At 44.8% G+C, this 19,143-nt stretch carries 17 protein-coding genes; 16 read left to right on the top strand and 1 reads right to left on the bottom strand.

Going from position 1 to position 19,143, the window contains the following annotated elements; genetic code table 11:
* Positions 1-20: 20 nt before the first annotated feature.
* The 9 genes from EP57_RS08125 (at position 21) to EP57_RS08085 (ending at position 9,279) form a co-directional block, all read left to right on the top strand.
* Entirely contained in the window at positions 21-2,222 is a 2,202-nt protein-coding gene (locus EP57_RS08125; protein ID WP_036085757.1) for a heavy metal translocating P-type ATPase, read from the top strand.
* A 110-nt stretch (positions 2,223-2,332) separates the two neighbouring features.
* The gene (gene nadR / locus EP57_RS08120) at positions 2,333-3,607 is read left to right on the top strand and encodes a multifunctional transcriptional regulator/nicotinamide-nucleotide adenylyltransferase/ribosylnicotinamide kinase NadR (RefSeq protein ID WP_052167613.1); all 1,275 of its coding nucleotides are present in this window, start codon (positions 2,333-2,335) and stop codon (positions 3,605-3,607) included.
* Positions 3,573-4,268 carry a nicotinamide riboside transporter PnuC gene (gene pnuC / locus EP57_RS08115; protein ID WP_052167612.1) on the top strand — a complete coding sequence of 232 codons (696 nt, stop codon included), beginning with the start codon at positions 3,573-3,575 and terminating at the stop codon, positions 4,266-4,268. The genes nadR and pnuC overlap by 35 nt, the downstream gene beginning before the upstream one ends.
* A 50-nt stretch (positions 4,269-4,318) precedes the next feature.
* Positions 4,319-4,531 (top strand): heavy-metal-associated domain-containing protein, encoded by a 213-nt coding sequence (locus EP57_RS08110; RefSeq protein WP_241480716.1) that lies wholly within the window; start codon positions 4,319-4,321, stop codon positions 4,529-4,531.
* 187 nt (positions 4,532-4,718) lie between these two features.
* A complete protein-coding gene (locus EP57_RS08105) occupies positions 4,719-6,218 on the top strand; it encodes a lmo1851 family serine protease (RefSeq protein WP_036085755.1) in 1,500 nt (499 codons plus the stop codon).
* Positions 6,219-6,230: 12 nt separating this feature from the next.
* Complete coding sequence (locus EP57_RS08100; RefSeq protein WP_036085754.1) at positions 6,231-6,635, top strand: MarR family winged helix-turn-helix transcriptional regulator; 405 nt, start codon at positions 6,231-6,233, stop codon at positions 6,633-6,635.
* A gap of 180 nt (positions 6,636-6,815) precedes the next feature.
* Positions 6,816-7,535, top strand: coding sequence for a metal ABC transporter ATP-binding protein (locus EP57_RS08095; RefSeq protein ID WP_036086169.1), 720 nt, complete (start codon positions 6,816-6,818; stop codon positions 7,533-7,535).
* The gene (locus tag EP57_RS08090; protein ID WP_036085753.1) at positions 7,535-8,374 is read left to right on the top strand and encodes a metal ABC transporter permease; all 840 of its coding nucleotides are present in this window, start codon (positions 7,535-7,537) and stop codon (positions 8,372-8,374) included. Before EP57_RS08095 ends, EP57_RS08090 begins: the two co-directional genes overlap by 1 nt.
* Complete coding sequence (locus tag EP57_RS08085; protein WP_036085752.1) at positions 8,371-9,279, top strand: metal ABC transporter substrate-binding protein; 909 nt, start codon at positions 8,371-8,373, stop codon at positions 9,277-9,279. Before EP57_RS08090 ends, EP57_RS08085 begins: the two co-directional genes overlap by 4 nt.
* Before the next feature lie 396 nt (positions 9,280-9,675).
* On the opposite strand, the gene EP57_RS08080 is transcribed toward EP57_RS08085, so the two are convergent.
* The gene (locus tag EP57_RS08080) at positions 9,676-11,016 is read right to left on the bottom strand and encodes an MATE family efflux transporter (protein ID WP_036085751.1); all 1,341 of its coding nucleotides are present in this window, start codon (positions 11,014-11,016) and stop codon (positions 9,676-9,678) included.
* A 161-nt stretch (positions 11,017-11,177) separates the two neighbouring features.
* On the opposite strand from EP57_RS08080, the gene EP57_RS08075 reads away from it, so the two are divergent.
* From EP57_RS08075 to EP57_RS08045, 7 genes are all read left to right on the top strand, one after another.
* The gene (locus EP57_RS08075) at positions 11,178-12,461 is read left to right on the top strand and encodes an NCS2 family permease (RefSeq protein WP_036085750.1); all 1,284 of its coding nucleotides are present in this window, start codon (positions 11,178-11,180) and stop codon (positions 12,459-12,461) included.
* 75 nt (positions 12,462-12,536) lie between these two features.
* Positions 12,537-13,004 carry a signal peptidase II gene (gene lspA / locus EP57_RS08070; protein ID WP_114982964.1) on the top strand — a complete coding sequence of 156 codons (468 nt, stop codon included), beginning with the start codon at positions 12,537-12,539 and terminating at the stop codon, positions 13,002-13,004.
* Positions 13,001-13,903 (top strand): RluA family pseudouridine synthase, encoded by a 903-nt coding sequence (locus EP57_RS08065; RefSeq protein ID WP_036085748.1) that lies wholly within the window; start codon positions 13,001-13,003, stop codon positions 13,901-13,903. The genes lspA and EP57_RS08065 overlap by 4 nt, the downstream gene beginning before the upstream one ends.
* 827 nt (positions 13,904-14,730) lie before the next feature.
* Positions 14,731-15,273 carry a bifunctional pyr operon transcriptional regulator/uracil phosphoribosyltransferase PyrR gene (gene pyrR / locus EP57_RS08060; protein WP_036085746.1) on the top strand — a complete coding sequence of 181 codons (543 nt, stop codon included), beginning with the start codon at positions 14,731-14,733 and terminating at the stop codon, positions 15,271-15,273.
* Between the two features lie 313 nt (positions 15,274-15,586).
* Positions 15,587-16,876 carry a solute carrier family 23 protein gene (locus tag EP57_RS08055; RefSeq protein ID WP_036085744.1) on the top strand — a complete coding sequence of 430 codons (1,290 nt, stop codon included), beginning with the start codon at positions 15,587-15,589 and terminating at the stop codon, positions 16,874-16,876.
* 89 nt (positions 16,877-16,965) lie between these two features.
* On the top strand, positions 16,966-17,877 hold the full coding sequence (locus EP57_RS08050) for an aspartate carbamoyltransferase catalytic subunit (protein WP_036085741.1): 912 nt from the start codon (positions 16,966-16,968) through the stop codon (positions 17,875-17,877).
* A complete protein-coding gene (locus EP57_RS08045) occupies positions 17,865-19,142 on the top strand; it encodes a dihydroorotase (RefSeq protein ID WP_036085740.1) in 1,278 nt (425 codons plus the stop codon). The genes EP57_RS08050 and EP57_RS08045 overlap by 13 nt, the downstream gene beginning before the upstream one ends.
* Position 19,143: the final 1 nt, after the last annotated feature.

Genomic DNA, 19,143 nt, shown 5'->3' with positions numbered 1-19,143 from the left:
GATAGGAGGTATTTTTGAAAATGGAAGCAAAAAGGCAAGATTTAAATGTGTTTGGGATGACGTGTGCGGCTTGTTCTACGCGGGTGGAGAAGTCTTTAAATAAAACAACTGGGGTGGAACGGGCGAACGTGAACTTGGTGACAGAAAGCGCTGCGGTGTATTATGATCCGGAACAAATAAGCCCTGAGGAACTGATTGGTGTTGTGAAGCATGCAGGGTATGATGCGGCAGAAAAAATGTCGAAAGAAGAGAAAGATGCTGTACTTGAAAAGCAGTTTAAACGGGAAGTTCACCGGTTTATTTTATCGGCGATTCTGGCTTTGCCGCTCCTTTTGACGATGGTGACGCATATTCCTTATTTGCATCATACGGCGTTTGCGATGCAGATTGATGCGCTGATAAATCCGACGATACAACTGATTTTAGCGACGGTGATTCAGTTTTATATCGGTTGGCGGTTTTATGACGGGGCGTATAAGGCGCTTCGTGGTAAGAGTGCGAACATGGATGTGTTGGTGGCGCTTGGGACTTCGGCGGCGTATTTCTACAGTTTAGCGGAATATATCCGGCAGCTGATGAATCCAGGGATTGAGGCGCATTACTATTTTGAAACGAGTGCGATTTTAATAACCTTGATTTTACTTGGAAAATTGCTTGAGAGTTATGCGACGTCTAAAACAACGCAGTCCATTGCGGGCTTGTTGAAACTGCAATCCAAAGAAGCGGTTGTGTTGCGTGAAGGCAAGGAATGGAAAGTGCCGGTCGATGAGTTGTCGATTGGTGATGTGATTTTAGTAAAACCAGGTGAAAAAGTGCCGATTGATGCGGTGGTTTTGTCTGGCGAAACGAGCATTGATGAGTCGATGATTTCGGGGGAACCTGTGCCTGTGGAGAAGAAGGCTGGGGACACGGTGATTGGCTCGACGGTGAATTTCGACGGCGCGTTTGAGGCGAAAGTGACGAAGCGGATGGACGAGACGGTACTTTCGACGATTATTCAACTCGTGGAGGAAGCGCAAGGTGTGAAGGCGCCGATTCAACGATTGGCAGACCGGATTTCGGGGATTTTTGTACCGATTGTGTTGGCGATTTCCGCGGTGACTTTTGTGATTTGGATGATTGTGACTGGCGGGGTATTGGATCAGTCCTTGCAAGTCGCGATTGCGGTGCTTGTGATTGCTTGTCCTTGTGCGCTTGGTTTGGCGACGCCGACTGCGATTATGGCGGGAACTGGGAGAGGTGCGGAAAGCGGCATTCTTTTCAAAGGCGGCGAACATTTGGAACGCACAGCCAAAGTCGATACGGTAATTTTTGATAAAACAGGAACGTTAACAGAAGGCAAACTGCAAGTAACGAATGTGTTGGACGTACATGAGGATTTCGCGCGCTTTGTCGTGACGATGGAAGAACAATCAGAACACCCGATTGCTAAAGCCGTGTTGGCACATTTTGACGGACAGAAAATGAGCGCGACGCAAGCAGAACGAATTCGTGCGAAGGCGGGTCACGGAATGACGGGCGTGCTTGATGGTAGCAAAGTATCGCTTGGTTCGTATCGCTTTATCGCAAAAGAAGTAACGATTCCAAAAGAAGCGGATGACGCGATGCAAGAATGGATGAAAGCAGGGCAAACGATTGTTTCGATGAGCATTGATGGCACGTTTGCAGGAGCTTTTGGTTTGCTAGACACGCCTCGTTTGGAAGCGAAAGAAGCTATTTCGCGGTTGCGTGAACTTGGCGTGAAAACAGCGATTGCTTCTGGCGATCAACGGGTCGTCGTGGAAAATATTGCGGCAGAACTCGGCATCGATGAGGTGTACGCGGAACAATTACCGAATGATAAAAGCGATTTAGTGGCAGATTTGCAAAAACAAGGGCATGTTGTCGCATTTGTCGGCGATGGAATCAATGACGCACCAGCACTTGCGACTGCGGATACAGGTATTAGTATCGGAACAGGGACGGACATCGCGATAGAAACGGGCGACGTAACCCTTGTGGGGCACCAATTGACACTCGTTCCGCAAACCATCCAACTCAGTCGAGCAACCATGCGCAACATTCGTCAAAACTTCTTCTGGGCACTAGCATACAACTGTGCAGGTATTCCGATTGCAGCACTAGGCTTACTCGCTCCTTGGGTAGCAGGTTTAGCAATGGCAGGAAGTTCGGTATCAGTCGTAACAAACGCGTTACGCTTAAAACGAGTAAAATTAAAATAACGAAAACGGCTAGAAGTCACGCGAATGATTTCTAGCTTTTTCGATTTACTATTGACTTTCAATGACTTTTTGTTTAATATAATAAACAAATACAAAAGGGAGCGATTCAGATGCAACGATATACATATTTAAAACTAGCCTTAAAAGAAAACGGCCTTACCCTGCAACAAGCCGCCGACCGAATTGGCGTCACGAAAGGCTACCTGAGCCAATTAATCAATAATAAAATCAAAGAACCGAGTGCGCAAAAGTTGCAAGCGCTACATGAAGTCCTACATTTAGAATACCCACCACGCGAAAAAAATATCGGTGTTGTCTTCGGAAAGTTTTATCCACTACACACAGGGCATATTTATTTGATTCAGCGAGCTGCAAGCCAAGTGGATGAATTGCATGTGATTTTGTGTCATGATGCGTCGCGTGATTTCGATCTGTTTCAAAAGAGTTCGATGACGAAACAGCCGACTGTGGAGGATCGTTGGCGCTGGTTATTGCAGACGTTTAAATACCAAGAGAATATTAAAATTCATGATTTGTCGGAAGATGGGATTCCGCCGTATCCGGATGGTTGGGATGAATGGGCGATTCGGGCGAAGAAGTTGCTTTCTGACAATCATATTCAAGCCAATGCAATTTATTCGAGTGAGCCGAAAGATGCGATTCGTTATCAAGAGTTGCTAGGCGTTGACACGGTTGTGATTGATGCGGAGCGCTCATTTATGAACATTAGCGCGACACAAATTAGACAGGAGCCATTTCATTATTGGGACTACATTCCGACAGAAGTAAAGCCGTTTTTCGTTCGTAAAGTCGCGATTCTTGGTGGGGAGTCTAGCGGAAAATCGACGTTGGTGAATAAACTTGCGAATACCTTTAACACGACGAGTGCTTGGGAATACGGGCGGGATTACGTGTTTTCTCATCTCGGCGGAAACGAGAAGGCGTTGCAGTTTTCCGATTATGATAAAATTTCACTCGGTCAGGCGCAATATATTGATTTTGCAGTGAAATATGCGAATAAAGTAGCGTTTATTGATACGGATTATGTGACGACGCAAGCTTTTTGTATGACGTATGAAGGGCAGAAACATCCGTTTGTGCAAGCGATGATTGAGACGCAGCCATTTGATTTGGTTATTTTGCTCGAAAATAATACGCCTTGGGTGAACGATGGGTTGCGACACCTCGGTAGCAAGGAAAAACGCAAAGATTTTCAGGAATTGTTAAAACAGCTGATGCATGAGAATAACATTCCGTACGTGGCCATCACTTCGGGGAATTACGAGGAACGTTACTTGGAGAGCATTCGTTTAGTAGAACAACTATTAAATGACAAAAAGGAGCAAAACGATGAAAACTCTAATTATGAAAATTGGGCGAAATAAAGCGTATCCGTATGTTTCTGTGGTGCTTGTCACGATTGCTTTTCTGGCGACTAATCCACTGACTAACTTTGAATGGCGTTATTTACTATCGTTTATTGGTGCCATTTGCGGCTTGATTTGCGTGATTTTACTGGCGAAGGGGAAGAATAGTGGGAATATTTTCGGGATGCTGGCGGGGTTTGGTGAGATGAGCGGGAACTTGTTAGGCCGAAACGTTGGTGCGGCGCTACCGAGCATTTACTATTTTGTGACACATATTTTTGGCTTGGTGACTTGGAAGAAACATTTAAATGAGGAAGCGACGTTAAAACCACGACAGTTAACCGAGCGTCATTTTGGAATTGCGATTGTTTTTATTATCGTGGCGTCTTTTGTGAACATGTATTTAACAGGGATTCTTGGTGTGGCCAATGATCCGTATCAGCTGATGTTGAATAATTTTATTTTCGCATTGGGTGTGACGGCGCAGTTTTTGATGATTGCTAGGTTTAGTTTTAACTGGTATTTGTGGATTATCATGAATGTGCTAGTTATTTCGCTTAATATTTATACGAAAAACCCGATTATTGCAACGCAGTACGCGATTTACTTGTTCAATGCGGTTTATGGATTGTTGGAATGGCATGATACGGAGAAAAAGAAAGTGTTATCCGTGCAATAATTACCTGGGTGGGGTATAATAAAGACGTAGAAATAACAAAGGAGTGACGGATGATGGCGAAATTAGTCATAGAAGTTGAAGGTATGAGTTGCGAGCATTGCGAAAAGCGTGTACGTGAAGCAATTGAATCGGTGGAAGGTGTGCAACAAGCGGTGATTTCACTGGAAGCAGGCACGGCAGAAGTGACGTATGATGATGGCAAAGAAGTAAAAGATAACATCGCAGAAGCCGTAGATGAAGCAGGCTATGAAGTTGTCGTTTAAGCTATAGATAGATTAGTAAAGCAAGTAAAAATGGGAGGACGCGGAATTGTCTTTTGTTTTTACTTGTTTTTCTAGTTTTGGGAGCAACAAAAGCTGTCCTTTCTAGGCAAAAGCTGATAGAATATATAAGAAGTTAGAAATATAAATTTACTAGGGTGCTTTTAGTGAGAAAGTGGTGAGCGAAAGAATGGAACAAGGACCAACAAATCCGAATGAACCGAATGATGTGGAGAAGAAACCAGAAACTCCGAATAAAGGCTTTATTCGAATGAAAACTTTCCCGTTTGTGTTGCTGCTCTTTGGCTGTGTGTTCGTAACGGCATTAGTGACAGCGCTAGTGATGTCTCTTGGCGCGGACAAGCAAGTGAAAGTGGCGATTCCAGAACGGAAAGAATTTACGAAGCTTTACAATGTATACGATGAGATTCAGAATAAATATTTTAAAGATGTCAACACGAATAAGTTGATGGAAGGTGCGATTACAGGCATGGTCGATTCACTCGGCGATCCGTATTCTTCTTTCATGTCGAAAAAAGAAGCAGAAGAGTTTGATGATACGATTTCTTCTAGTTTTTCAGGTGTTGGTGTCGAAATACAGGAGAAAGATGGCTACATAACAGTTGTTTCGCCAATCAAGAATTCTCCGGCAGCGGCTGCAGGTTTGCGACCGAATGACAAAATTGTAGAAGTGGACGGAAAATCCATTAAAGGCGTCTCTTCAACGGAAGCAACAACGAAAATCCGTGGTAAGAAAGGGACGAGCGTGACATTGACGATTTCGCGCCCTGGAACGGATAAACCTTTTGATGTGAAAATTGTTCGCGATGAAATTCCGATTGAAACAGTTTACGCGACAATAAATGCAGACAAAATCGCAACGATTCAAATCACGACCTTCTCAGAAAACACATATAGCGAGCTTGAAAAAGCATTAAAAGACATGGACAGTAAAGGCATGAAAGGTCTTGTCGTTGATTTACGCGGAAACCCTGGTGGTTTACTCGATCAAGCGGTGGACATTGCTAGTCTTTTCTTACCTGATGGCAAAGTTGTTGTGCAAGAAGAAGCAAAAGATGGCACGAAACAAGTCATTAAATCAGACAGTAGCGCGCACGATGGCTATAAAGTGAAAGTGCCTGTGACGATGCTGATTGATGAAGGTAGCGCAAGTGCGTCGGAAATTTTAGCAGCGGCGGCTAGTCAATCTGGTGGCATTAAGCTTGTTGGTGCGAAATCGTTCGGTAAAGGAACGGTACAAACGGCAGCACCACTAAGCGATGGTTCTTTACTCAAACTAACGGTTGCGAAATGGCTAACACCAAATGGCGACTGGATTCACGAAAAAGGTATCAAACCGGATGTAGCAGTAGCCTTACCAGCTTATGCGACCATGGCGATTCCGGATGCATCCAAAACTTACAAAGAAGGCAGCTTCGGCGATGACGTGAAAACAATTGAATCGATGCTTGCGGCACTGAACTACAAAGTTGGTAAAGTAGATGGCTTGTATGATGCGGATACAACAGCGGCTGTGAAACAATTCCAAACAGCTAGTAAACTGAAAGTCGACGGCATTATGACTGGCGACACAACCAATGCACTAATCACTGCCATTCAGAAACATTTAAAAGATACAGACCCGCAACAACAAAAAGCAGTTCAATTAGTGAAAGAACAACTGAAGTAAGGAGGCTTTGACGTGGATGATTTTCTGGAAATGGAGACGGCTGTAAAGCGTGTCTTTAATAGTTTTCGACATGAAGTAGATGGTATTTTAGAGCGCAAAATGACAGGTGGCGAATTTCGGGTACTGAGCCTAATTGCTAATGGCATCAACCGAACCACAGATTTATCGAAGAAGTTAGATGTGTCAGCAAGTCATATTACAGCAATTACCGACGCGTTAGTTGCCAATAATTTCATTACAAGACACCGCTCCGAAGTGGATCGTCGAATTATCGTACTGGAATTAACGGAAGAAGCAAAAACATTTGTAAGCTCGATTGAGAAGAAGAAAAAAGCAATGCTCGTTCGCCGTTTCTCTGTATTTACAGAAGAAGAACGCGAGCAGTTCCAAGTGTTGTTGAAGAAGTTAGCTGAATAAAGTTGGAGACGCAAGCCGCGATGGTTTGCGTCTTTTTGTTGTGCGAAATATTAATCCTGACTACTAAATGAAGACTCCTTTACAAATCCATTTATATAGGCTATACTATCCATAAAGTTTCCTTAGAGAAACATTGTTAGTTATGTGTAAAAAATAGTCGCATGGGAAAAGGTGATGGTGATGTTAGTAGAAAATTTATCGATTGCATATGGACAAAAACGAGTTGTGGAGAACGTTTCGCTTCAAATAGCCCCTGGAAAAATGACAGGAATTATCGGACCGAATGGCGCTGGGAAATCGACGTTTCTAAAAGGATTAATTGGTTTGATTCCAGCCGAGTCGGGGACGGTGACGTGGGAAGGGGAGCTGGTGCAAGGGATTCGCGGGAGAATAGCGTACGTGCCGCAGCGTAATAGTGTGGACTTGACGTTTCCAATTACGGTGCTGGATACGGTATTGATTGGGACGTATCCTCAGCTTGGATTGATGAAATGGCCGCGGAAGAAAGAACGGCAAATCGCACGGGATGCTTTGGCGCAAGTGGATATGTTAGATTTTGCGAAACGGCAGATTGGGGAGTTGTCAGGAGGGCAGTTGCAGCGGGTTTTTATTGCGCGAGCTTTGGCGCAGCAGGCTGATATTTTCTTGTTGGACGAACCGTTTGTCGGGATTGATATGACAAGTGAAGCGCTGATTGTTCGTATTTTGCAACAACTAAGAGATGAGGGCAAAACAATGATTGTTGTCCATCATGATTTTCATAAGGTGGCGGGGTATTTTGATGAAGTCATTTTGCTGAACAAGGTATTGGTTGCTTATGGGGACACGACGGAGACTTTTACGGAAGATAATATTTTGAAGACGTATGGTCAAGGTTTTCGGTTTGGAGGTGTTCGTTGATGTTGTTTTTGGAAGGTTTGATGCAGTATGAGTTTTTGCAAAAGGCGTTGTTGACGTCGGTGATTGTTGGGATAGTGTCGGGTGTGATTGGGAGTTTTATTATATTACGAGGGATGTCGCTGATGGGAGACGCGATTTCGCATGCGGTGCTGCCGGGCGTTGCGGTTTCTTATATGCTGGGCGTTAATTTCTTTTTCGGGGCGGCGGCTTTTGGCGTGATTGCTGCGCTAGGAATTGGATTTGTGAATCAGAATAGTCGGATTAAAAATGATACGGCTATCGGGATTGTATTTAGTTCTTTTTTCGCACTGGGGATTATTATGATTTCGCTTGCGCAAAGTTCGACGGATTTGTATCATATTTTGTTTGGAAATGTGCTGGCAGTGCGGAATAGTGATATGTGGATTACGCTTGTGATTGGTGCGGTTGTACTGCTTTTGGTCGGATTGTTTTATAAGGAGCTGCTTGTGAGTTCGTTTGATCCGGTGATGGCGGAGAGCTATGGCTTGAAAGTGCGGGTGTTGCATTATTTCTTAATGACATTGTTGACGCTTGTGACGGTCGCTTCTTTGCAAACGGTAGGGATTATTCTGGTGGTGGCGATGCTGATTACACCTGCTGCGACGGCGTACTTGCTGACGAATCGCTTGTCGGTCATGCTGTTTTTAGCGGCGGGATTCGGAGCTTTAAGTGCGGTGATTGGGCTATATTTTAGCTACATGTATAATCTTGCATCGGGTGCTTCGATTGTACTTGCCGCAACGGTCTTGTTCATCCTCGTATTCGTATTTTCGCCGAAGCAAGGACTTATTTTTGGAAAAAGGAGCGTGAAACAATGAAAAAAATGATTTTAGCGCTGGTAGTAGTGCTTTTAGGCGTTGTTTTGGCGTCATGTGGCGGGAAAGAGAAGGCTGCGGATTCTGGGAAATTGCAGGTTGTGACGACGTATTCGATTTTATATGACATGGTGAAACAGGTTGGTGGCGATAAAATCGAGCTGTACAGCATTGTTCCTGTCGGGGTTGATCCGCATGAGTATGACCCATTGCCAAAAGATGTGCAGAAAATGGCGGATGCAGACATTGTGTTTTATAATGGTCTGAATTTGGAGACGGGAAACGGCTGGTTTGATCGCTTGATGGCTTCTTCGGGACAAAAGGAGGCGGTAGCGCTGAGCAAAGGTGTTGCGCCTAAGTTCTTGCATGCGAAGGGGAAGGAAAGTGAGACGGACCCACACGCGTGGCTTGATTTGCAAAACGGGATGAAGTACGTTGCCAATGCGCGTGATGCGTTGGTGAAGGTAGATCCGGATAATGCGACATATTATAAGGAACGCGCGAAAGCCTACACGGCAAAACTCGCAAAATTAGATGGAGAAGCGAAAACAAAGTTTGCAGATTTGGGAAATAAGACGCTGGTGACGAGTGAAGGGGCGTTTAAATATTTCGCGGCAGCGTACGGACTAAACGCGGCGTATATTTGGGAAATCAATACGGAGAATCAAGGGACGCCAGATCAGATGAAGCAGGTCATCGAGACGATTCGGGCAAATAAAGTACCCGTTTTATTTGTGGAAACGAGCGTTGATCCGCGAAGTATGGAGAGTGTGTCGAATGAGACGGACGTGCCAATTTTTGCGAAATTATTCACGGATTCGACTGCCAAACAAGGAAAGACTGGCGATTCGTATTTAGAAATGATGCAATGGAATTTAGATAAAATACACGCAGGTCTCGCAAAATAAAAAAATTGGAATTTAGTAACGTTGGACAAAACTCAAAATAAGACAAAATCGCCCAGCCAATTTCTTGAGTAGGACGAAAAATTTTGCTATACACAAATCGAGCGAAAGCGTTTGTATTCAGGGGATTTGGTGGAAGCCGGAAGCGGAGCATACTTGGGTATGTGATGACTGAAAGCAGGGAGGGAGTCGTATCCCCGACCATGCGAGAAGTTATGCGTAGCGTTAGTGTAGCAGAACCGCTTGGAACTCGCCGTCTGAATCCTGATGGAACGCCTACTCGCAAACTCGTAGGCATATTGAGGCTGTAACTCAGTTTCTTCGAACAGCCTCAACAATGCGAGCGCTTGTCGCCGATTTATTTAGGGTATGTCCCAAACTAGCTAAGTTCCAACTTTTTTAGGCTAATCTTTTTTCAGTGAATCGAACGCGGATGGAGAGGATAAAGGCTGCGATGAATAAGCCTGCGCTTAAGCCAATCCAGAAGCCGAATGGACCGAGTGTTGTGTAAGAAAGTAGCAGCCCAAGCGGCAAACCGATAATCCAATAGGAAATAAAGGCGACAATCGAAGTAACCGTGACGTCTTTGTAGCCGCGTAATGCCCCGAGAACAGGCGAGAGCAAGGCATCGGCAAATTGGAACAATACCGCGTAAATAAGGAAATGCGTGATCAAATCGGCAAGTTTCGGATCATTCGTAAATAAAAGCGCGATTTGGTCGCGGAATAAGAGTAAAAGGACTCCGTTGACAACCCCGATTGCAATCGCGGAAACCATCCCGATATGACGATATTTTTTAGCATCCAAAAGTCGTTTAGCGCCAGTTTCGAAGCCGACAAGGATGGTTAAAGCAGCCGCGATACTAAGCGGAAACGCATAAAGCAAGGTCGGTACACTAATCGCCGACTGGTGCGCCGCAATCGTATCCGTCCCAAACCGTCCCATAAAAACGGTGACCGCCGAGAATATGCTCACTTCAAACAAAATCGTTAATCCGTTAGGAACACCAAGTTTGATAATTTCTTTCATTTTTTCTAGGCTGAAGCGTTGAAATCCTGAGAAAATATGATAATCGCGCAATCGTTTTTGACTTTGAATCAGAATAATCGTGACAAGGAGGACAATCCAGTACGTAATCCCAGTGGCATAACCGCTACCAACCCCGCCAAGCTCTGGGAAGCCCCAATTTCCGAAAATCAATAAGTAGTTCAAGAAAATATTCACAGGCACCGTAATGAGCGTAATCATCATCGTCACGCGCGTAAGCCCAAGCGAATCAATGAAGGCGCGCAACACCGAATAAAAGAAAAACGCTGGAACCCCAAAACAAATCCCGTTTAAGAAATGCCTCGCAATAGAAGCTACAGCAGGGTCTAGCCCCATCATGCGGAGTATCGAAGGCACGAATAAAAAGTTGAGCGTAATAAGCAAAGCAGCGAGTCCAATCGCAATATATAAGCCATTACTAACCGTGCGCTTAATATCATGTCCTTCGCCACGACCGATAAGTTGCGAAATAATCGGCGTCACAGCCATCAATAAGCCAGACAAACTCGCATTAAATGGCCCCCACAAAGAGTTGCCAATCGCCGTTCCTGCTAAGGCCTCATTGGAATAATGGCCTGACATCATCGTATCAATTAAAGCCATCGAAAAAAGCATTAACTGCGACACAACAACAGGTGTGAAAATAACAAAAAACTGCCGCCATTTTTCACCGCTTGTAAATGTTTGTTCCAAAATGATGTTCCCCCTTTTTAGTCACATAAGCAATCTATTATATCATAATAAAAAAGTAAAAGCTCTAGGCGAAAACCGCTGTGTCTGTTATAATAAGGATTCGTGGTAGGGGCGAGACTCTACGGGTTGGGAGAGGGATAATTGAATAAAGAGGAATTATGATGCACAAATTATTGGACAAGGTCTTTCGGCTAAAGGCGCACGGTACTTCGGTTCGTACGGAACTGTTAGCGGGAATGATTGGTTTTTTCACCGTTGTCTACATTATTGTTGTCAATAGTTCGATTTTGTCTGAAGCAGGCGTACCATATCAAGGCGCCATTCTAGCGACGATATTTATTTCGGTTGTCGGTTGTTTGGTTATGGGATTTTGGGCTAACGCACCGCTTATTTTGATGCCGGGTATGGGTATCAATGCTTTGTTCGCTTACAATTTCGTGCAAACGCTCGGATTGTCATGGCAACAAGCACTTGCGGTTGTCGTTGTCAGTGGCTTTTTATTCATGATTTTAGCATTTACACCACTTGCAAGAAAGTTGAACGACACGATTCCATTAATTCTAAAACAAGGAATCACAGTCGGTTTAGGACTTTTCTTGGTGTTGCTAGGTCTTGAAAAAGGAGAACTGATTACGCGCGGGAAACACGCGATTTTAGCGATTGGTGATATGCATGACCCGTTTGTTTGGTCGACATTAATCACGCTTATTATCACGATGATTCTGCTTGTGCGAAAAGTACCAGGTGCTTTTTTGTGGAGCATTTTGGTGGGGACGCTCGTGAGTGTGCTATTTGGTGTGCACGGAGAAGTTTCTAAAGACGCGCTGAGCCTTGCGCCATGGAAAGATGTGCTGTTTCAAGCGGATTTTTCTGGTGTTGGTCAAGTAGCGTTTTGGACGAGTGTGTTTTCGCTGACGATGGTGCTTGTGTTTGAGACTGTTGGTTTGACATATGGTCAGACGAAGCAGCTCGGACAGACAGAGAAGTTGCCGCGAGTGTTGCAGGCAAGTAGTTTTACGGCATTTTTGTCAGGATTATTTGGAACGAGTCCGACGATTTCGGCACTAGAAAGCGGATCGATGTCGGCAAGTGGTGCGCGAACAGGGCTGTCATCTGTGACGGTTGCTATTTTCTTTTTGATGTCGCTTGTTTTGATGCCGTATATTTCTTTTATTCCGAACAGCGCGATTGCCCCGATTTTAATTGTTATCGGGATGTCGATGTTACAGGAAATGAAAGAAATGGACTTGAGTAATGCGGCGGACACGTTCTCGGCATTGCTAATCGTTATTATTATCCCATTCTCGTATAGTATCGCAGACGGAATTGCAGCAGGATTCATTGCGTACCCGATTTTGAAACTATTTACAAAAAATCGGACGCGAACACCGATACTCATGTATATCATTGCAGCGCTATTTTTGTTACAATTTATTTTGCAATGATGTATTCGCGAGGTGTGTCGCATTCGGGGCGCATCTCGCCTTACATATTTTTAAAGAAATGAGGAATTTTTTATGATATATTATTACTTAATTGCATTAGTGGTTATCGTGATTGACCAATTCACCAAGTGGCTTATTGTGCAGAACTTAGATTTAAGAGAAGTGATTGAAATCATTCCTGGCTTTTTAAATATTACATCACACCGTAATTCAGGCGCTGCTTGGGGCGTTTTGGAAGGCAGAATGTGGTTTTTCTATCTGATTACATTACTTGTCATCGTTGTTCTGATTTATTTCCTACAACGCTACGGTAAAAATAGTAAACTTCTAGGCATTAGTTTAGCGCTAGTGCTAGGTGGAGCGATTGGGAACTTTATTGACCGCTTGTTGCACCAAGAAGTAGTGGACTTTGTACAAACGATTTGGGGAAATTATTACTTCCCAATATTTAATGTGGCGGATGCAAGCCTGACAGTAGGTGTTATTTTACTTATCGTCTACGTTTTCTTGGATGATCGCAAAACGAAAGGAACGAAAAAATGACACAAAACACCATTATTATTCCCGAAAAATTAAACCGCGAGCGCTTGGACAAGGCGTTAGCAGAACTGCTTGACATCACGCGTTCAGCAGTACAAACATTGCTCAAAGACGACGCAATTCTAGTCAATGGAGAAACGTCAAAACCGAACTATAAATGCCAAACTGGCGATGAAATCACGTACGTTGTTCGCGAAGCAGAAGAAATTGATGTTTTAGCAGAAGACATCCCGCTCGATATTTATTATGAAGATGCCGATGTTTTAGTGGTAAATAAACCACAAGGCATGGTGGTACATCCATCCGCAGGACACACAACAGGAACACTCGTGAATGCCTTACTATTTCATTGCAAAGACCTATCTGGCATCAACGGCAAAATCCGCCCCGGCATCGTGCACCGCATTGACAAAGATACATCCGGCTTACTAATGGTCGCAAAAAACGACAAAGCCCACGAATCTTTAGCAGAGCAATTATACGACAAAACAAGCGACCGCGAATACATTGCACTTGTTCATGGCGTTATCAAACACCAAAAAGGAACCATCGATGCACCAATCGGCCGTTCGAAAGAAGACCGTCAAAAAATGGGCGTCATCAACGAAGGAAAAGAATCACGGACGCATTTTGAAGTTTTGGAAAGATATAAAGGCTACACGCTGATTAAGTGCCGTTTAGAAACTGGACGAACACATCAAATCCGTGTTCATTTGAAATATATCGGACACCCACTTGCCGGAGATCCAAAATATGGCGTAAAAAACACATTAGTTGGCGAAGGACAGTTCCTTCACGCGGCTGAACTTGGCTTTACACATCCAACCACTGGCGAACGCATGCATTTCGAAGCACCATTACCACCCATTTTTCAACAAGCATTAGAGACTTTGGAAAAATAGGCAAGAGAATCGTGCAATGTGGAAGATAATGTGGTATAGTTGTGGTAATAAAAAACAAGGCTGGAATGAACGCTAAATAAAGCAGAATCGCCCATCCGTTTACTTTGGATATGACGAAAAATTTTGCTTTACACAAATCGAGCGAAAGCGTTTGTATTCAGGGAGTTTGGTGGAAGCCGGAAGCGGAGCATACTTAGGTATGTGAGAACCGGAAGTCCGCCGAATTCCCTGAATGCGAGCGCTTGTCGCCGATTTATCTGGTGTATGTTCCAGACTTTACGGAATCCGCTTTAAGGCGGACTGCCGTTCATGATGAGAAATAATCCACTAAGTTTGGCGGCCTAGGGGGATTATTTTTTTTGCTTAAAAACCTGCAAGAAAAATGTCAACAGTGCAAGCAGAAAGATTCCACCTGTGAATAACATCGCAAAAAGCGCAATGGTGTCTGAAACTGTCATGTGACAACGCCTCCTTTCTAGAAAAAGAAACGTCAGTCCGCCCTAAAACTTCCGTGGACCTATTATACCACGAAAGTCATTATATTTGGGCGTAATTTCCAAAATCGTAGTTTAATTGATTTTATGTATTTTTAACCCCTTACTAGCAAACAAATTAATTTCTCGAACAGCATCAAAATCAGTTGACAAAGCATATAGATTACGATAAGCTAGACCTAATGAAATAACAGTCCTTTAACATAGTCCAGAGAGGCTAAGAAGGTAACGTGATTTGGGGATTTTTGTGCCCAATTTGAATCTATACGTCTACCCTTTGCCTTCTATTACTGGCAGAGGGTTTTTATTTTGTAATGCGAGGGAGGGGAAGGCATGCCAGAAGAAGTTGTGGTAATGGATGAAGCGGCGATTAAGCGGGCGCTGACACGTGTGAGTTATGAAATCATCGAGCGGAATAAAGGAACGAAGGATTTAGCGCTTGTTGGGATTAAGACACGGGGAATCTTCCTTGCCAATCGCTTGCAAGCACGAATTAAGGAGATAGAAGATGTCGAGGTTCCTGTTGGGGACATTGATATTACGCTTTACCGCGACGATCTTTCTTTTAAAAACGATTCCGCAGAGCCGTCACTGAATGGCACGAATGTTCCGTTTGACATTAATGGGAAGAAAGTTGTGCTGGTGGACGATGTGTTATACACAGGCCGGACGGTGCGTGCCGCAATGGACGCGCTAATGGATGTGGGACGCCCAGCTGGAATTCAGTTAGCCGTTTTAGCAGACCGAGGTCACCGAGAACTACCAATTCGCGCCGATTTTGTAGGGAAAAACATCCCAACATCAAGCGAAGAACGTATTGAAGTACACTTAGCCGACATCGATCATGCGGCAGACGCAGTTACAATAATTAAATAAATTTCAGCTTGTTTGAAAAACTACTCTTCAAGAATATCCCGCAAGCCCCCCAGCGTGTCGGCAAATGCTTAGATTCTAGGCGAAGTCGAGCACTGGAGCGGAGCATACTAAGGTATGTGAGCACCGGCGCGGAGACTTCAACGACGAAGATGAGCGTTTGCCGGCACGCTGGGATACCACTTTTAAAGGCAGTCCGGAGAGGCTGACAAAGGGTGATTGGATTTTACGGTATAACTGTACCTAAATTCAGTACATAACTACTCTTTGTCGCAATTTTAGGCAGAGAGTATTTTTTATGGAAAGAGGGAGAAAAATGACAGAAGAGACAACATCTAATTATGTAAAACCAGTGCTAGATATTCATGAGAGGCCAACGTGGAATAAATGGATTGTACTCAGTATTCAACATTTGTTCACGATGTTCGGGTCTACGATTTTCGTGCCAACTGTAACGCATTTAAATCCGAGTGTGGCGCTGATTTCAAGTGGGTTAGGAACGCTTGCTTATCTGATTATCACGCGAGGCAAGATTCCAGCTTACTTGGGTTCATCGTTTGCCTTTATTGCACCGATAACCATGCTTCTCGCCGCGAAATCTGGCGGGGGACCTGGAGCGGTTATGGTCGGGACTTTCTCGGTCGGGGTTGTATACGCGATTGTGGCTTTGATTGTCTATTATGTCGGTGTTGAATGGATTCAAAAAGTGTTACCGCCGATTGTTGTTGGACCTGTCATTATGGTTATTGGGTTGTCGCTTGCGCCAAGTGCGGCGGCGATGGCAATGGGAACGAATAATGGTGGCACATACGATTATAAAATTTTGCTGGTCGCTTTGATTACGCTAGTGGCTACGATTATCGCGATGATGTTTTTCAAAGGATTTTTCGGACTGATTCCGATTTTGTGTGGCTTTGTTATTGGGTACTTGGTGAGTATGATGTTTGGGCTGGTAGATTATACGCTGATTAAAGAGGCGAGCTTGTTCCAAGTGCCAGACTTTACGATTCCGTTTGTGAATATGGATCCGGTTGTGACGCTTACGGTTGTGCTTTCGATGGCGCCGCTTGCATTTGTGACGATGGCGGAGCATATGGGGCATCAGTTGTTACTGAATCGGATTACGAATCGGAACTTCTTTAAAGATCCAGGCTTGCATCGTTCGCTTGCGGCGGATGGGACGGCTTCGATTATTGCTTCCTTGATTGGTGGACCGCCAGTGACAACTTATGGTGAAAACATTGGTGTGCTTGCGATTACGAAGGTTTACAGTGTGTTTGTTATCGGTGGTGCAGCGGTGTTCGCGATTGCTTTCGGGTTTATCGGGTATATCAACGCGGTGATTACATCGGTTCCAACGGCGGTGCTTGGCGGGATTTCCTTGCTCTTGTTCGGGGTTATTGCGACGAGTGGCTTGCGAATGATGATTGAAAGTCGCGTTGATTTGAGTCAAAACCGCAACATGATTATTGCATCGGTTGTCCTTGTTGTCGGAATCGGTGGTTTGATGATTCACGTCGGTTCGTTCCAACTTTCGGGAATGGCGATGGCAGCTTTGATTGGTATCATTTTAAACCTAGTAATACCAGAGAAAACAACTAAATAAACCTCATGAAAAACCTCTAAGATAGCGCAATTTTTTAGGGGTTTTCATTTAAACTAGTAAGTAAATTTTTAGAGAAGGTGGCGTTTTAAATGAAGGATGTAGTGTCGATGGAAGAGCTTTCTGTAGCTGAAATTGGAGAATTACTTGACCGGGCTGGGCGTTTTAAACAAGGTGAAATTTGGACTCCGAAAAAGCAAATGTATGCGGTCAATATGTTTTTTGAGGCAAGTACGCGAACGCATAATAGTTTTGAGATGGCGCAGAAGAAGCTTGGCATCGAAGTACTTTCATTTGATCCGTCAAAATCGAGCGTGACAAAGGGAGAAACATTGTATGATACGGCGCTCACGATGCAGGCGATTGGTGTGGATGTTGCGGTGATTAGGCATTCGGATGAGGATTATTATGAGCCACTTCGGGAGCTTGGGATTGCGATTGTCAATGGTGGCGATGGCTGCGGGCAACATCCGAGTCAGTCTTTGCTGGATTTATTCACGATTAAGGAAGAGTTCGGTGGCTTTAAGGGGTTAAAAGTCGCGATTGTGGGTGATATCGTGCATAGCCGAGTGGCGAATTCGAACATGCAAGCGTTGAAACGACTTGGCGCGGAAGTGTTTTTCGCTGGGCCGCCGGAGTGGTTGCGTGAGGGCTGTGATGAATTTGGAACGTATATGGAAATGGATGACTTAGTGGAGCAAATGGACGTGATTATGTTGCTGCGGGTTCAGGAGGAGCGACATGACGGGTTACTTAGTTTTACAAAGTCGGATTATCATGAAAAGTATGGTTTGACGGAAGCGCGTGCGGCAAAAATGAAAGACAAAGCGATTATTATGCATCCGAGTCCGGTGAATCGGGACGTGGAAATTGCGGATTCGCTTGTGGAATGTGAGAAGTCGCGGATTGTGGAGCAGATGACGAACGGTGTGTTTATACGCATGGCGATTTTAGAGGCAGTTTGCCAAGATAAAGAAACGAGGGTGAAGACATGTACGTATTGAAAAATGGACAAGTGTTGACGGAAAATGGCGATTTAGAAGTGAAGGATGTTGTGATGGAGGACGGTCGTGTGACGGCGATTGGTGATGGGCTGGAGCGTGACGGGGCACAGGTGATTGATGTGGCTGGAAAACTTGTTGCGCCAGGGCTTGTGGATGTGCATGTGCATTTGCGGGAACCGGGCGGTGAACATAAGGAGACGATTGCGACGGGGACTGCGGCGGCTGCGCGTGGTGGGTATACGACGGTTTGTGCGATGCCAAATACGAAGCCGGTGCCGGATACGGCGGAAGTGATGACGCAAGTTGTGGATCGGATTAAGGAAACGGCGAAAGTGCGCGTGCTACCTTATGCGTCGATTACGTCGAGTTTGAAGGGTGACGAGTTGGTGGACTTTGCGGCACTGAAGGCTGCGGGGGCGTTTGCTTTTACGGATGACGGTGTTGGTGTGCAGACGGCGGGCATGATGTATGAGGCAATGAAGAAGGCGGCGGCGCTGGACATGGCGATTGTCGCGCATTGTGAGGATAATTCGCTAGTTTATGGCGGGGTCGTGCATGACGGGATTTTTGCGAAGGAGCAAGGCTTGGCGGGGATTCCGAATATTGCGGAGTCGGTGCAAATTGCGCGGGACGTGTTGTTAGCGGAGGCGGCAAATTGTCATTATCATGTATGCCATATTTCGACGAAGGAGTCGGTTCGCGCGGTGCGTGATGCGAAGCGTGCTGGGATTCGTGTAACGGCGGAGGTTTCGCCACACCATTTGATTTTAAATGAGACGGATATTCCAGGGAACGACGGGAATTGGAAAATGAACCCGCCGTTGCGTGCGAAAGAGGATCACGAGGCGTTATTAGAAGGTTTGCTTGATGGCACGATTGATTTTATTGCGACAGATCATGCGCCACATGCTACGGAGGAAAAGAACGTGCCGATGGAAAAAGCGATGTTTGGGATTGTAGGGCTTGAGACGGCATTCCCGTTACTTTATACGCATTTTGTCAAGACTGGCGAATGGACATTGAAACAGTTAATAGACTGGATGACAGTGAAGCCAGCCGAAGTTTTTAACTTGCCATATGGTGTACTTGAAATTGGCGGGATTGCGGATATTACGGTCATCGATTTGGAAAAAGAAGCGGTGATTGATCCTGACAATTTTGCATCAAAAGGAAGAAATACGCCGTTTACGGGTTGGAATTGTATTGGTTGGCCAGTTGCGACGTTTGCAGAAGGAACGCTTGTGTATCAAGAAGGGGTGGAATAAA

Origin of the sequence: Listeria booriae, assembly GCF_000766865.1 — a bacterium.
Classification (GTDB): domain Bacteria; phylum Bacillota; class Bacilli; order Lactobacillales; family Listeriaceae; genus Listeria_A; species Listeria_A booriae.
Note: the sequence above shows the minus strand (reverse complement) of the source record. Positions and strands in the feature narration are given on the sequence as shown.

What these genes read in the sequence shown, in the direction of transcription:
- EP57_RS08125 (WP_036085757.1), top strand. Translation starts at nt 21, where the DNA reads ATGGAAGCAAAAAGGCAAGATTTAAATGTGTTTGGGATGACGTGTGCG.
- nadR (WP_052167613.1), top strand. Translation starts at nt 2,333, where the DNA reads ATGCAACGATATACATATTTAAAACTAGCCTTAAAAGAAAACGGCCTT.
- pnuC (WP_052167612.1), top strand. Translation starts at nt 3,573, where the DNA reads ATGAAAACTCTAATTATGAAAATTGGGCGAAATAAAGCGTATCCGTAT.
- EP57_RS08110 (WP_241480716.1), top strand. Translation starts at nt 4,319, where the DNA reads ATGATGGCGAAATTAGTCATAGAAGTTGAAGGTATGAGTTGCGAGCAT.
- EP57_RS08105 (WP_036085755.1), top strand. Translation starts at nt 4,719, where the DNA reads ATGGAACAAGGACCAACAAATCCGAATGAACCGAATGATGTGGAGAAG.
- EP57_RS08095 (WP_036086169.1), top strand. Translation starts at nt 6,816, where the DNA reads ATGTTAGTAGAAAATTTATCGATTGCATATGGACAAAAACGAGTTGTG.
- EP57_RS08090 (WP_036085753.1), top strand. Translation starts at nt 7,535, where the DNA reads ATGTTGTTTTTGGAAGGTTTGATGCAGTATGAGTTTTTGCAAAAGGCG.
- EP57_RS08085 (WP_036085752.1), top strand. Translation starts at nt 8,371, where the DNA reads ATGAAAAAAATGATTTTAGCGCTGGTAGTAGTGCTTTTAGGCGTTGTT.
- EP57_RS08075 (WP_036085750.1), top strand. Translation starts at nt 11,178, where the DNA reads ATGCACAAATTATTGGACAAGGTCTTTCGGCTAAAGGCGCACGGTACT.
- EP57_RS08065 (WP_036085748.1), top strand. Translation starts at nt 13,001, where the DNA reads ATGACACAAAACACCATTATTATTCCCGAAAAATTAAACCGCGAGCGC.
- pyrR (WP_036085746.1), top strand. Translation starts at nt 14,731, where the DNA reads ATGCCAGAAGAAGTTGTGGTAATGGATGAAGCGGCGATTAAGCGGGCG.
- EP57_RS08055 (WP_036085744.1), top strand. Translation starts at nt 15,587, where the DNA reads ATGACAGAAGAGACAACATCTAATTATGTAAAACCAGTGCTAGATATT.
- EP57_RS08050 (WP_036085741.1), top strand. Translation starts at nt 16,966, where the DNA reads ATGAAGGATGTAGTGTCGATGGAAGAGCTTTCTGTAGCTGAAATTGGA.
- EP57_RS08045 (WP_036085740.1), top strand. Translation starts at nt 17,865, where the DNA reads ATGTACGTATTGAAAAATGGACAAGTGTTGACGGAAAATGGCGATTTA.